Here is a 15,692-nt window from a genome sequence, read left to right as displayed (position 1 = left end):
ATGGATACCAAGGAAAGCAATAACAGGAAAAATCTTACAAATCTTCAACAGGAGATCTCCAAACAGCGTGCGGCCTTGCAGGAACAGTCCAGGTTGTTCCAGGAAACTATTGCGCAAAAAACAGCGCTTGAAAAACAGTTGAAGAAAGATACTGCATTGGCAATTGATAAACAGAAACTAGCTGCTCAAGCCAGTAACTTAAAAGATGTCAATGCTAAAGTTGACGCTATAAAAGACAGCATTTCCCAGCTCAAGAATTCACTGGGTGACTTGCTGGGCAAAATTGTTATTGATACAGATCCGCGTTCGCAGGTGAGCCTTATGGATGATCAGTTTCCTGTACTGCTGCTACCTGTTAGAGTGGAAACCCGCTTTATGATAATCAAACATATAGCCAGGATTGGCAGGGACAAGCTACCGAAAACACCCGGCAAGCTGACTGTTATTAAAGGGAGGAATGTAGAGAAGCCGGTAAACTTCGGCGTAAAAGAATTGTATCCCAACTATTCAGCATTACCTGTTGTAGAAGACATCAACGAATTGTGGATCCGCATCTTTCCTGACGATATTGCCATTCACACGCATGAAGAAGAACTAACAGAGATAGAAATTAGTGCAGGGCAATCTTTCTGGACACAAATGTGGTATGCGGGAAATGACAACAACCTTGGATTAAGTGCCTGGCGCGTTTTGATAAATGGCAGAACACCCGAACGCGCAGCATGGATCAGTAAACAAATGACGCCGGTTAACCAGGCATCCGCACCCACAGCACCAGTTGACCGGGCAAAACCATTGCCAGTTCAACCGCAATTTCCTACACCTGCACAAAAAGCAACATCATGGTCACAAGCGCCCCATTCAAGGGTTATGCCCGATCGTTTTATTGTGCGCTTATATACAGGAGCTACATTCCGTGAAGTTGCAGGTAAATCAATACCTGATCAATTGCCCGTAAGCCTTGACCCGCAGGATGATGGCTCGGGCCTGGACAACACAGACGGTAAATTGGTGTTGCCTGAAAATCTGTGGTGGGTGCAGGATTTTGATGAGGCTGAAAAAATTGGTATGGCAATCCGGGTACCGTTGTCCCTTGCCGAAAGAACAAAAGGGTTTACAAAATTGCTGGTGCTTGGTGTAAAGACTTCTGCAGACAAAGACGCCACACAAAAATTGGTTGAAGAGCTGGTAGACAATCATCATTACAAACCGGGTGGTCTGTCAGTCGTTCCGCAGGGCACGCCTACGAACAATACAGAAGATAGCCTTTCTGGTTATACAGCAAATAATGCAGATGACGATGCCTTGTTCAATATAGAGCTGGGTGCACCGCAGTTTACCCAGCTAACCGCTGACGAAGACAAAACTGACGGACAGCGCCTTGCCGAAGCACTGGGTATTGGTTATGAAAAACTGCAGCATACACGTTATGCAGGCATAACAGATATTAAAGAAGCCATCTGCATGAATAAGGCTTTATGGCCAACAACACTTGGCTATTATTTATCACAGCTGATGCAGCCGCTATTTTCTGATCAGGATATTTTGAATACCAAAAGTCATTTTAGCCGTTTTGTTCTGGGAAGAGGACGTTTGCCGGCAATAAGGGTGGACGATCAGCCTTATGGCATTCTCCCTACAACAGCTTTTTCAAAACTTACGTACACCTCTGTAGCAGCAACAGGCAACAATATATTTCTCGGCAATATGCTGAACAATGTATTGAAAAAAATGGAAGTAACATGGGACACCCTTTCGTTGCAGGTAAAGCATGCTGACCAGGGATTTACTTCGAATACTGATAAAGCATTTTTGGAAATACTTGGTTTACATCCTGCAAGCGTGGAGTTTTATCAGCGTTATGTAACAGGTCCGTATTTTCTGTGGAACTTATATTCATACAGCCTTCTTATACAAAAGGCTGCTACCATTCCAACCAGTGTTAGCTATGCCAACATACTTGATTTCACGGGCATGTTTCATAGTCTCAACTTCCTGTTTACCACACCGCCTCGGGTATTCAACTTTGTATATTCTGAAAAAGAAAAGCACCTGGATGGGCCAATTATAGATATCTATCCTTTTTCGGAAAAACGAACACTGAACATGATCGGGAGCAATGGAGAAAACTATATTGACTGGCTAAATAAAAGTGATTTCACAACAATCTCTAACGAAGATTTTAGCAATATTGGAGCAGCCGGCATAATTCCGCCGAAAGCACTGCTGTACTTAATGCTTCGTCATTCCTGTCTGCTGGAATATGTGCATACCGGCATTAATACACTCATTAACAGAAAGCTGCTTTCTCCCGATGCGATACTGGATATTGAACTGGGTAATATCGCGACAAAAACACTTTCGCCCGAAATACAAAGTCTCGTTCGTACAAGAATAGAAATGAAGGAAGGAACAGATCTGCATAATCGCCTGAATGCAGACGTAGAGGCAGAGTTTATCAAACGCGCAAATGCAGGTAGCCTTGCAGGCATGAATGCGAAAGCTATACAAACGGCCAGAACCAATTATTATAATCAGTTGAAAACTGCGGCTGTTCCTGCGTTTAATACCTACGTAAATACCCTGGTGCAAAATGAGATTAACACCATTCAGTTCACTACTTCCAAAACCGGAACGCTTGCCACTAAATATGACTTTATTGGTGATGCTGTTAACCTGGCTCAATATATTGACCTTGGTATTAAAAAGCCTGTTGTTGATAATGAGTTGCAGGATATGCTTGAATTACGCAACGCTCTCACTTGCCTGAGCAAACTGTCCACAGCCAGCCTGGAACGTTTGTTCAGTGAACATGTTGATCTTGCGTCTTACAGGTTAGATGCATGGTTCTTTAGCCTGGCCGCTCAACGTCTTGAAAACTTACGGAATAGCGGCACGCAACGGCAAACAGGTATTTATATCGGATCTTATTCATGGCTTGAAAATGTTGTACCCGGCGTATTTCCCGGTGTTGCATATCGTGAAGTAGATATTCAGCCAACCATATTTACCATCCCGGGTATTCAGGAAGTTACTTTGCAAAATATTGAGCTTCCCGCTGCAGTGGCGCCGGGTCCTGTTCCGCCATTCTTTGTTTATAAAAAGAATACCGCAGCAGTCGCAAGAGCTGCTGCACCGCCGTCTGTTGTAAAAGGGAAAGCCATGACTTTTCAAAAAGGTGAGGTCGCTGCAACTAACCCCATCGTAGATTCCGGTGGAGTCAGCATGGTGCTGGATACAACGCGGGACACTGTATTGGTAAACTTTCCGGATTTATTCGATGTACCGGAAATAGTGAACGTTGGCCCCGGCTTTATTTATCTTGGTTCGGCAGATCCGGGTAGTGTAACGTATGATAGTGCAATGGATAAGTTTATCAGCAATCCCCGTATCGATCCATCTAACCAGGGCTACATACATGCACCCTCCGTCAACCACGCATCAACTGCTGCATTGTTGCGCTCAGGCTACGAATCACATAAAGTTAATCCGGGCTCTAATGCTGATGCATTTGCCGTAAATCTGTCTTCTGACCGGGTTCGAAGAGCATTGACCTTCCTTGAAGGGATCCGTAACGGACAGGAATTGGCGGCGCTACTTGGTTACCAGTTTGAAAGAGAGTTGCATGATCTCAATTTAAATCTGGATCAGTACATCCGCGATATAAGATTAAAATATCCATTTGTGGCTGCAAGAGTAACCGAATCTACCGGTGCACAGGATATTAATGAAGCAGAGGCTTACAATGTTGTAGACGGATTGAAATTGATGGAAGCATACCGCGACAATCAACCGCATTGGGCTGATGGTGTTGTGTTCAATCCGGCGACAGATCAACAAATTGTAGAACAGTCCATACAACGGTTGATGGACACCATGGATGCCATTCATGACCTGTTGTTGACTGAATGTATCCACCAGGCAGTTCAGGGAAACACAGCACGGAGCAACGCCGCATTTAATGCCATATCCGGAACTTCAGTTCCGCCTGAACCGCATGTAGTACAAACTCCCCGCAATTTTCATGCACTGACAAACAGGATAGGAGTGATCTTTGATCCTGCTGCTGGCGGAGAAATTAACTGGACTACCATAGGTACAGCGCGATCATGGGCAGAACCAAAATTAAACAAATGGCTGGCAGGAGAATTACCGGCGAAAGAAAAAATCGTCATCAATTGCAGCTTCACCAATACATCCGGCATTGTTACCGACTTTAATTTAAATGCCGGAGAACTGAATATTGAACCAATAGATCTTCTTTACCTGATGGATATTTCATTGGAAGATGATCTTGAATCTGACTTGTATGAATTGATCAGTTATCACATCAGGTTAGCTGTTGCACATTCGGACGAAATTACCATCAGGATTAAAAATGCTGACCGTACGGGATTAGACATTAGTGAAATTACATTGGCCGAATTGAAACCGCTTTCCAGTGCACTTTTGATGGTAGTGCAAAATGGCAAGCCGCTTGATGCGAGAGATTTTATGCTTGAAACGGATGCCGATACTGAAATAGCTGCCAACCCGACTGCAGGTTTAAAAACAGCAAGCCTTCTTGCAAGATTGCAGAATGTCGCCGGAGCCGCAATGAGTAACGGTCAGAAAGGTCTGGGAGGATTGGTGACAGAATTAACCGACGCCATTAATGCGCTTGCTGCTAACGTACCAGCCTTTGCGAATACGTTTGATGAGAATCAATACATCCGGCTACGAAATGCTATGCTCAATGCAAACTATTTTGGCGTGGTTAGAAGTATTCCCACCACGGCGCTGAGCTACAGTGTTGAAGACGCCAGGGTTTTATTGGCAGAGGCAGGCCAGGCATTGACAATACTCAGCAAAAAAAATCAGACCGCAACGCAGTTATTGTCGTCCGTTGCTGCGCAAACCTCAGAAGATGCAAAGCTGAAGATATTATTGCAAGCCGGTGAAGCAATATTTGGCCGCGGATTCAAATTGTATCCTGACTTTAATTTTTACACTCCTGCAGCAGTTATTGCAGCCAATGCCTACACCGGTCTGTTAACAAATGCAGGTCCGCATGCTGTGGAAGAATGGATACAGGGATTAGCACCCGTGCGTAAAAGAATGCATGCATTGCAGCAATGGCAATTATTTGCAGAAGTGTTGACTGGTGTTGAAAAGAAAGATCCGTTTAAGGTTACACAGTTTCCGTTAACACCTGTTGATGAAAATGGAAACGTACAATCAAAATGGGTTGGCATGAAACTACCAGACGGTTATGATGTACCTGATAATAATTTGTCGTTATTATTTTCTTATCCTGCATCATTTGACGCAAACGCAACACATTCAGGAATGATCATAGATGAATGGGTGGAAGAAATACCGATAGCAAGAGTTGATACCGGCCTGGCAGTAAACTATAACAGTCCGAATGCTGAAACACCGAATGTTTGCCTGCTTGCAGTTTCACCTGATTTGAATGGTTCCTGGTCTTGGGATGATTTAATGTCTACGCTGGACGAAACATTGGCATGGGCGAAGAAACGTGCCGTAGATCCCGATCTGCTCAACAATTCACCGTTTGCGCAATTGCTGCCTACAATTATGGCTGCATTGTCAGGTTCTGATGATACGCCAACGCTTGATTTCGGACGCAATGCTGTACCCAAACCACAACCGGGAAGATTGGATTTGATCAAATTGGACGATTATAAATTGACAATTGATATTTGAAAATTGACAATGGATTGCAAGGAGAGAAGCTCTGTGCGACTCTGTGTCTTCTCCTGTATTCCTCTGTGTAACAAAAAGGTACATGGAGCTTCGGCCACTTTAATCGCGTCAATCATTTTCAATTGTCAATTGTCACTTTTCAATTAAATAAAGATGGAAAACGATATTACGCGCAACGATACTTTTCAAAAGAATTCCTTTCCGACAGGAATTGGAAAAGAGTTTGACGCCTTTATCCAGGCGCTTGCTACATTAGAAGCAGATGCTGCAAAAAGAGGACTGAAAGGCATTGACGTTATTGCCGCAATAAGAAAGTTGCTGATGGATAAGCGTGTTCCATCACCACTATCCGGTAAATTAGATTTGGATAGAATACTTCCCGGAACTGCAAATGTGGTAAGTCCACCGGAATGGCTAACGGATCCCGCATTGTCGCAGGCTGCCGGTACAATTCGCAAATCATCAAGTTTAAGAATCGGCTATCGAATCGTTAACATCAGCTATTTGCTAACCTGTATTGAAGCAAGGTTTAGCAAACCGGAAATTACTTCGCCAGACGCCAGGTTAAAGCTAGGTTCCAGTCTTGAACTGGTCTCTTTCCAGGGAACACTTGCGCAGGCAATCTTTCAATTCGCGCAGAAAGCAACCATTCCGACAATTCCCGGAGCGCCTCCTCCCAAGCTCAATCCGGCATTACTAGATACTTTTTACGCGCAATATTCCGGCACAGATAAAATAACCGCTTTTGTTGATGTGCTAAGCATGAGTTACAATATGCAGGATACGATAAGCAACAACCTGCTGAATTATTATACAAATACCAAAGGAGCTATCGCTAACAGTTACAACAGTTTTGCGAAACGCATTGGGTTGGGAAATTATAAAGACGGTGGCTTTGATAACAATAACGCAGACTTCCGGAGCAAACAGGTTAATAATATACTTGGTGCATCAATGCTGTACAACCTGGACAGCGGTAAAAAAACTGATGTAGACGTGATGCTCAGAGAAGGCACCAAGAATCCTCTATATGCCACGTATACTGCATCAGCAGATTATATGTACACGAAGTTTGTAGATGTTGTTGCTACCGGCGCTAGTATGGAATTTCATGTGCCTGCCGTATTGAGCTGGAACAGACTTGAGCCTCGGCCAAGAACAAATAACTTCAAGCGTGTATTGCGAGCCGAAATGAGAGATGCACTGTGGATCTTGAGCCGCCAGTGGCAGATGGGAGAATTTGCTGCAGAAGATACAGGCACACCGGTTGAAATGAGGGTGGATATGCAAACTTCGCCGGTCGGCAAATATTCCTTACATAAAAATCCTGCAAAACCCTTAACCAATCAACAGCCGCTCGAAACAATTGTTGAGCGGGAAGTTGTACAGCCTGACCTTACTTTACGACTAGAAATGGGCAAGCACTGGCTAAGACTGTTAGAGGCAAAACTCACTGCAGATCCAACACCCATTGCACCTGCTATGATAACAGCTGTCTTAAATGGATTTAAAGCAAATGCTTCGTTACATTTTGTACTGCCTACGCCTAACACTAATTTTCCTGAAATTTACAGCGATAACTCCATGCTGCATTGGTATGCGGCGTTGGCTAACGGACGTGCCATCGACGGAAATGTACTCTACAAAGCATTGAAGACAGGAACCACGGCCGATTCTTTTATAACATCTCCATCGCCGGCTATTACAACGTTGATCAATAACACAGCAACTGAATTTGTGCAATGGTTTGAGAGTATTTACAGTCAGCCTGCAATCGCGACTGATTCAGCATGGAATGCTTCACAACTGGAATACCAGTTCCATACATCAGCTCCGGATAGCAACTCCGCGGTGACAGTGTTAACCGCAGATGAATATGCATCTGGTCACCTTGACTGGTACAATTTTGATATAGAAACAAAAAGCAGCAATTACGACGCAGGCTTGTTGACCGGTTATACGCCGGATCTGATCAGCCGCAAAGTGATCACCGTCTTGCCCGGCGATCTTCAATTTCCCGGAATGCCCAACAGAAGATGGTGGAAATTTGAAGATTACAAAGTTGATCTTGGTGGAATTAAACCCGATACAACCGAACCTGCCAAACTATTACTGGCAGAGTTTGCACTGATCTATAGCAACGATTGGATGCTGCTTCCTTTTGCTGTTGACGCAGGAAACATCTGCTCTACGCAAAGCATAACTGTAAAAGATGTTTTTGGACAATACACCAGCATACAACCTGCTGGGGCTGGCGACAGCACGGACTGGCAACGCTGGACCATGTTTAATTTATTCCGCCGCAATTACGGAGGCGGCATTGCTGATACAAGATTATTTATTCCGCCATCAACAATAAAAGTGATGGAAGGCGATCCGCTTGAATCCGTCAGCCTGATGCGTGACGAGATGGCCAATCTTGTCTGGGGCATAGAAAACATCATACCAAACGGCAAAGGTATTGGCATCGAAGGCTGGGATGCCGCAAGACGCCTGCTCAAATACCTGCAAAGCATTACCATAGCGCCACCCGCTGCGCCGCCTGCAAATAATACAGCAGCGATCGAATACCAGTTAGGCACAACAGTTCCCGAAAACTGGATTCCCTTTATCCCGCAAAGAATAGATAGCGTTACAAGCCGCGAAATACAACTTCGCCGCGCAGCCATGCCACGCATCATTCCAGGCAGAACAATAGAAAGAGTACGGCCACGTACTGAACTTTTGCGTACCGGTTACAATGCCACTACAAACACCTGGGGCGCCTACACCATCTTCGAAGAAGAAGTGCCGCGCAGCGGAGCGATCATAGAACGCACCTGGCAACGCACGCGTTGGTTAGATGGTTGTGTGATAACATGGTTGGGAAGAAGAAAGTATACTGGAAGGGGCGAAGCGGATAGCGGGTTGGAATTTGATAATGTGAGGGATAAGGAGGTTTAAGCATTTTACGTATCTCCATTTAAAAGTGCAAACCGCATCCGGTTCTATCCAGATGCGACAGAAAGTTTACCATAGCATAAATTTAAAGGTGTTTTCCTCTGCAAAATCAGGGGTTTTTCCTGTTACAAAACGCTTTTATGAGAAGTATCTTTATCATATCAAAGGCAGAAACCCTAACCTGATATGGTGATCCGAATAACTTTCAATCACATAAAAATTGATCCTAAACCCTTTTTATGAAGCGTTCTGTTAGAGATATTTGTTGTTGTCATGCGAAAGTAATCAAAGTGAATTTAGCGATGAAGTTCATTTTACAATTCAACCAGTCCGTTTCTAACAGCGAACAAAGCAAGACCAACGCGGCTCTTTACATTCAGCTTTTCAAACAGCGTGTTGCGATAGCCATCGATGGTTTTAGGACTGAGATACATTAAAGATGCAATTTCGTTATAGGTCAGCTCGCTGCAAGCGTGTTTTAAAAATTCAGTTTCCCTTTCGTTCAATACTACTGGTAGCTTTTTTTGCTGACTTCCACTATTTTCAAACTGAAGCGAATGCACAAGTTTGCCTGTGATAAAATCCGTGTAATAAAATCCTTTGTTCATAACCGAACGAAGCGCTTCACCCATTTCTTTTGGTTCTACATCTTTACATAAATAGCCCTTTACGCCAAGTCGCAGCATTTTTACAATGGTATCTTCCTTTTCAATCATACTCACTACCAGAACTTTAACGAGGGGGTAATTTGCATTGAGCCATTCAACCGTTTCAAAGCCATTCATGTTAGGCATATGAATGTCCATTAGTATAATGTCCGGTTCATTGTCTTTGCTGATCTTGGTCTGCAGATCTTTGCCATCATCTGCTTCAAATAAAATACAGTAATTATCGCCAACCATTTCAATCAGGCTGATAAGGCCTTTGCGGAAAAGGGTATGGTCATCCACCAGGGCTAGCTTCACTTGAGGTGTTTGGGGCATATATGTTAGGAAATTCAATGGTTATATTTGTCCCTGTGCCAGGAGTACTTTTTATGGACAGGTTTGCGTCAATCAGTGTGGCTCGTTTTTTAAGGTTGTACAAGCCGGCACCGCCGCCTGTCATCCTTTCCTCCACGTTAAATCCTTTGCCATCATCTGTCAGAGTAAATATAACAAAATTTCCCCTTGTAAAAATGTGCAGATGTATATTTTGCGCCATGCTGTGTTTAACAGCATTGTTCAGCGTTTCCTGCATCATCCGGTAAAGAATGATTGCTTTATTGTTGTCAATCTCCGGAATAGTCTCATTCATTTCAAACCTTGCCGTAAATAATTCTGTTCTGTTAATCCGTTCCATTTCCATTTCGAGGGCTTTAACAAGGCCGCTCTGCATCACATTATCGCTACTTAAACTTACTGATAAGGATTTGATGTCGCCAATTAAACGCCTGGTCAATTCGCGTGTGTCTTCAAGTTTCCGGTTTGCTTTAGCAGAATCATTTAGTTGTAAAGTATGCAAATTTATTTTAATAAGACTGGCGACTTGCCCCAGATTGTCGTGCAACTCACGGCTTAATTGTTGGAGTGTTTGTTCCTGGATTTCCAGTTGGGATTGTAGCAGGGTTTGAGCAAATTGTGCCTGGAGTTTAAGCTTATCCCGCTGATGCCGGTTCAAGCTGTTCTGATATTTTATGATGGTCAATACAAAAATGACCGCGACAAAAAACATCAGGGCCACGCCTGCAATCAGCGAATAATATATTTCTTCAGTCGAATCGAACATATGAATGCATAGATCAGGATAATATAAAACAGGTAATTAAAGTTTAAGTTAATAACGTTTCGAAGCGACTTTGCCAATTCAGTTTCTCTTTGTAAAAAATAATTATAAACGCCGTTATAAAAAAAGATGCCCATGTATAAAATCAAAATTGCTGAATACACCCAAAAATTTGGCAATTCGTAAATTGGTCTTTCAATCTCAATTTCAATATTAAACAATGCCAGTGTCGCCCAAATGATGTTTAAAAAGCCTCCAAGATTGTATACAAGGGAGGGAAACTCGTTAAAATGATAATAGTGAAATGAAAAGTATGTAACAAGGGCAAGGTAAACCGGGAAAAAAAACAGGATGGCGCGCTTAAGGCCATTTTTACTAACTGACACATAAAAAAAAGCAGAAAGTAAAGCATATTCAACCGGCATATAAAGGTAGTATAGCTTGTTTTTTAGCATCGGTAAAAAAGTAAGAAGATCATGAAGCAACTCAAAAGAAATTCCTACTCCTAGTAATATACGAAGAACTTTAAGGCCCCGCAAATTTTTTGGCGAGGCCTTAAAGCTGAAATAAAATGCAGTAAAAAAAAGCACGTAATATATGATGTCTAAAACTGCAGGCATTTTACGTAATGTATTATCGGGTTTAGGAGGCGATAATTTAAATGATTTTTTACTTTGGGATTTATATGCCAAGCAAGGTTTTAACCTGATCACGGGTTTGAGCTCCTCCTTTTACTTCGTAAATAACAGGATCTGTAGCCGCTCTGGTTGGAGCAGCGAAGGCCGCTGCGCCGCCAATTGGATTCCCATTGCTATCGACACCTAACAGAATAATGGAATCCTGCTGGTCATAAATGCAGTTGATATACATAATGCCTTCGCATCCTGCCTGGCTAAGGATATCAAGGAGGGCTTCTCGTCCGTAGATCCCGGCAGCAACTTGTTTTGACGGATCTAAACCTGCGATAATATTATCTAATGGTGGGCTGGGCGGCAGCTGCGATAAAAAACTGGAAATCTGCTGTTGGTTGGCATCGTAGTCGGAAAAAATCTGCCTGCATAAAGGAAGGGTAATCGGCAAGCCATAGCCGGCAACTGCGCTATTGTCCTGAATAGGAAGATTAAGATCTGTATCAACAACATTGTTGCCGACAAAATCCTTGCCCGGAATTTTCTTAATAGGGTCCATAAAAAAGATTTAAAGGTTTATAATACCCACAAACTAGCGTACATTTTTAATTGCTGCAACAGCTTAAAGCTTAAAGGTTGTTTTTCTCTTGCAGATACAGGAAAACGATCTGTCTAATACAGTGTTTTTCCGGTTGTCAAGATTGATATTCTATTTCATTTTCGCATTTCAACAATTGAATAATCCAAAGGAAAAACAATAACCATACACGGCTACTCGATGTTAAAGCGAAATTAAATATTACGTAAGTGCTAATTTATTTTTTTGAATAAATTGCAATTTTCAAAAACAAAAAATAAATTAGTATCAGTTTAACCTTAAACATAGAAGAAGCTGTATAAAGATTGATGTGAGAGTCCTTTGCCTGTCTTGACTTTCTCCTATTAGCTGCGTTCAAAATTGATTTCATGCTGCTAAAGCAATTTGTTTTGTAAAAAAAAATGAACCAATCATGCTATGCCATATATCTTTTAAAAAGAGTTGGCATCGGAATGAAATACCTTATTATGCTGGTTTACATCCCAGTTATTTCCAGGCCGTACGTCTTTTTAAAAACTTTTATTCACGAAAAACAAGGTCGTCTATATCATTAAATACTGGTCTGTTAACCTCCAAAAATTAAATCAACTTAAATCATATTATCCAAACTAAAAATCTATGGCAAAGTATTGCATTCTTTCCATCGATGGCGGTGGACTAAGAGGTGTGGTGCCTCTCACAATGTTGAAAGCGATCGAAGCCAAAACAGGCAAGCGTATACACGAGCTATTTAATTTTGTTGCGGGCACTTCAACGGGTGGACTCATCACAGCCGCCATGTCAATTAAGAACCCGGTTGATCCGGCTAATCCTTTGTACACATTGGATGACATCATGGATGTGTATGTTCACAGAGGTCATGAAATATTCCCCGAACGTACCAGATTGGGTAAGTTGTTTCATGATGCTGAAGACCTTTTTAAGCCCAAATTTAGCGATTCCGGTATAAATGCAGTGTTTACAGATGTTTTGAAAAATTACAGAATGTTGGACTGCCTTAATGATATTATGGTATGCTCATACGACCTAAATAACAATTTGCCATTATTCTTTAAATCCCGGGCTGCAAGGAAAAATCCCGAGCAAAATGCATTGCTATTTGATGTTTGTCGGGCAACTTCCGCCGGCCCAAGCTATCTGCCATCTTATGAATTTGTTTACCCAAATGACACTGAGGATCCCAAGAGAAATTGTATTGATGGAGGGGTTTTCGTTAACAATCCTTCAATGGCTGCCCTGGTTGAATTCTCGAAGTATCATCACGACTACATGCCATCTTTTCCTGATGGGTTAGAGATTGACTACAAGAACGTATTTGTGCTTTCACTGGGTACCGGAAGTTATACCGGCAAAGTAAGCGACTCAGATACGCAAAACAAAGGAGAAATTTATTGGGCTCAACAGATAAGTGAAATCATGATGCGCGGCGTTAATCGGGCAACCGACTATGAAATGGAGGAAATCATGGAGGAAGGAAATTATTTACGGTTAAAATTTGCAATAGATACTGACGAGCATTCAGAAACAACGAACTCTAGCCCGGAAACAATGGAATACTTAGTGTCTGCAACAAAAGAGATGCTTCAGCAGAGAGACAGTGACATAAATACCTTTCTGGCGAACATGTTAAAGTGAAAATGCAGTTCTCTGGAATTTACCGCGGCATCTGTTAGGAAATCCGGTATGGATCCTGAACATTTGTGAGATGCAGTAGAAAACGCATTCTCGCTACCATCATCCATTTCAAATTACCTTTGTACCCTATGATTTCCACTTACGGCCTTACCCATATAGCGCTCAAAGTAAAAGACATCGCCAGATCTCTTTCCTTTTACCAGCAAGTGTTTGGTGTGAGAGTCATGTATCAAAAAGCAGATTTTGCACAGGTTCAAACACCAGGCTCGAAAGATATCATTGTTTTTGAACAATCTGAATTTGTTCAACCCAACGGTGGCAGCATTATCCATTTTGGCTTCAGACTGGTTGATCCGAAGGATATAGAACAATTGGAAGATGAAGTGTCAACAGCAGGAGGAACAATAAAGGAGAAAGGAGAATTTGTGTCGGGTGAACCTTTTGCTTTTGTAAGTGACCCTGACGGCTATGAAATAGAAGTCTGGTTTGAAAAAATACCGCTGGAGCTATCATCGTTCAGTTAATAACGAAAATACAGTTACACAGAGTTTCACGGAGAAGTCACAGACTTGCACAGAGAAGATCTTCGAACTTCAAAGAAAACTGCATTGAATGATATGCCTCAATGCCCCCTACGAACGCGCAAAAAATAAAGCCAGCTTAAATCCAGGTACTTCGTACTTCGTAAATCGTACTTCTCCAAAACTTAGTCGTTAACTATAAAAAAAAAGGCCGCCTTATAACAATAAGACGACCTCGAAGAAAAAAAACAACTAAGCTTATTATTTCATCCACCAAACTTTAATATCCGAATTATTTCCGCCCATTTTAGAAATTTGGGCGTTGTAGTTATCGGCATTGTTTACCGCCTCATCCTGGGCGTATGGCAAACGATAGAATGTTTTATATGTAGCTGAAGGAGCACTGTTCGGATCAACAGGGGTGTTACCGGTTCTCCTCCACAAATTGTAAGCAAGCCATGGTTGCCTGAAATAAGATAACCATTCCTGTGCGTAGATCTTTGTTACAGCATCTGCAGCCGCGCCTGTAAATGCCACTTTTTTGTTCGCAAATAAGGCATCCATTTGCGCACTGGTTGGCGGTGGTGGCGCCGCGGAAGCCCAGGTAAGCCCACTTACATTGTTTGCACCTTTAACCATATTATACCAGAAGTTTACAGACGATGTAATCCCTGCTTTATATTCTGTTTGGGCATCGTTGATATTTTGCGCTGCACCCAATCCGCGAGCGTATGCTTCAGCTTTTAGGAAATGTACTTCAGATGCCGCAAATATCACTTCAGGTAAATACCATTCATCTCTAACCAAGTACCAGTTGAAAGGAGAGAAGAGACAATCATTTTTCTGAGAAGGGTCTGTACCGGAGAAATATGCATTCACATTGTCTCCGCTACTTTTTCCTATTACATATGGCGCCCATTTGCCGGCCTGGTTAGGCTCAACAAACAGTTTGGCCCTGGGATCAAAAATGGATTCATCTGTGGTTCCGTCAGAAACCATGTTCCACATGGTTGAGCTCATACGTACAAAGCCCGCACCGCCGGAAGAAAAGCTCCACCATCTTACCCAAAGATCATATCCACCCAAAGATGCTGGCCACATACCTACATCTTCTCCGTCGGCAATCAATGGTTTGGTTAAGGCATCCTGTATAACCGGTGTTGCCTTTGCCTGATCCTTTTCCACCATCTGCATGGCATAACGAAGACGCAATGAATTTCCGAACTCCAACCATTTGCTCATGTCACCTTTAAAGAATGTGTCGAATGATCCCAGCACGATATAAGGATTACCCCCGGAACTAACGGCATCTGCATTTGTGTTGATGTTGTTAACGGCCCAGCTAAGGTCATTTAACAATGAATCATAGATCTGCTGTTGTGGGTCGTATCCAACCCTGAAGTTGGCCACATTGCCAGCATATGCCTTGCCGGCATTAAAATAGGGGATATCACCAAACTGATCCGTAACGCGAAATGTTTTATATGCTCTGAGTATATACAACACAGCCTTTATGTTGTTCATCGTCTCCTTGTCATCAACTTCATTTGTTTTGTCAATGCCAAGGTTCAGGTTTTGAAGCGTACTATAGTAATCGTTCCATATATCGTTAACGCCGTTAGACAGTACATAACCCGAAACACTTGTTGTTGCACCCAACTGCGTAGCTACGTAGTAATAGTCGTTGTGTATAGATGCCTGCTCCTGACCTCGCAGAAATAATGTACTGATCACCTGGTTCACTAACGGTTGCACCGTTGTTGAAGTTGGTTTGTCGTGTGTTGTGTTTAGTTCCTGGAAGTCTTTTGTACAGGAACTTGCAAAAAAAGTCCCTGCCAGTATGTATGCGAATATTCTTTTAGAAGAATTCATATAATGATCAATTTTTCTGTTAAC

8 protein-coding genes are annotated in these 15,692 nt (G+C 42.5%); 4 read left to right on the top strand and 4 right to left on the bottom strand.

The genetic code is table 11. From position 1 onward, the window contains the following. The gene (locus QTN47_RS11345; RefSeq protein ID WP_369329487.1) at window positions 1-5,709 is read left to right on the top strand and encodes a hypothetical protein; all 5,709 of its coding nucleotides are present in this window, start codon (window positions 1-3) and stop codon (window positions 5,707-5,709) included. A 153-nt stretch (window positions 5,710-5,862) separates the two neighbouring features. Beyond that, window positions 5,863-8,652 (top strand): hypothetical protein, encoded by a 2,790-nt coding sequence (locus QTN47_RS11340; RefSeq protein ID WP_369329486.1) that lies wholly within the window; start codon window positions 5,863-5,865, stop codon window positions 8,650-8,652. A 311-nt stretch (window positions 8,653-8,963) separates the two neighbouring features. Here the strand turns inward: QTN47_RS11340 and QTN47_RS11335 are convergent, their stop codons facing one another. The 3 genes from QTN47_RS11335 to QTN47_RS11325 form a co-directional block, all read right to left on the bottom strand. Beyond that, window positions 8,964-9,614, bottom strand: a complete 651-nt coding sequence (locus QTN47_RS11335; RefSeq protein ID WP_369329485.1) for a response regulator — start codon at window positions 9,612-9,614, stop codon at window positions 8,964-8,966. Beyond that, on the bottom strand, window positions 9,592-10,416 hold the full coding sequence (locus QTN47_RS11330) for a sensor histidine kinase (protein ID WP_369329484.1): 825 nt from the start codon (window positions 10,414-10,416) through the stop codon (window positions 9,592-9,594). Before QTN47_RS11330 ends, QTN47_RS11335 begins: the two co-directional genes overlap by 23 nt. 678 nt (window positions 10,417-11,094) lie before the next feature. Continuing rightward, complete coding sequence (locus QTN47_RS11325; protein ID WP_369329483.1) at window positions 11,095-11,601, bottom strand: hypothetical protein; 507 nt, start codon at window positions 11,599-11,601, stop codon at window positions 11,095-11,097. Window positions 11,602-12,258: 657 nt separating this feature from the next. On the opposite strand from QTN47_RS11325, the gene QTN47_RS11320 reads away from it, so the two are divergent. Next, window positions 12,259-13,275: a patatin-like phospholipase family protein gene (locus tag QTN47_RS11320; protein WP_369329482.1), complete on the top strand. Its 1,017-nt coding sequence runs from the start codon at window positions 12,259-12,261 to the stop codon at window positions 13,273-13,275. Between the two features lie 128 nt (window positions 13,276-13,403). Continuing rightward, window positions 13,404-13,799 carry a VOC family protein gene (locus tag QTN47_RS11315; RefSeq protein WP_369329481.1) on the top strand — a complete coding sequence of 132 codons (396 nt, stop codon included), beginning with the start codon at window positions 13,404-13,406 and terminating at the stop codon, window positions 13,797-13,799. Between the two features lie 258 nt (window positions 13,800-14,057). Here QTN47_RS11315 and QTN47_RS11310 read toward each other — a convergent pair whose 3' ends face one another. After that, complete coding sequence (locus QTN47_RS11310; RefSeq protein WP_369329480.1) at window positions 14,058-15,668, bottom strand: SusD/RagB family nutrient-binding outer membrane lipoprotein; 1,611 nt, start codon at window positions 15,666-15,668, stop codon at window positions 14,058-14,060. Window positions 15,669-15,692 lie beyond the last annotated feature (24 nt).

The sequence above is a fragment of the Danxiaibacter flavus genome, from assembly GCF_041060425.1.
Taxonomy (GTDB): domain Bacteria; phylum Bacteroidota; class Bacteroidia; order Chitinophagales; family Chitinophagaceae; genus Danxiaibacter; species Danxiaibacter flavus.
Note: the sequence above shows the minus strand (reverse complement) of the source record. Positions and strands in the feature narration are given on the sequence as shown.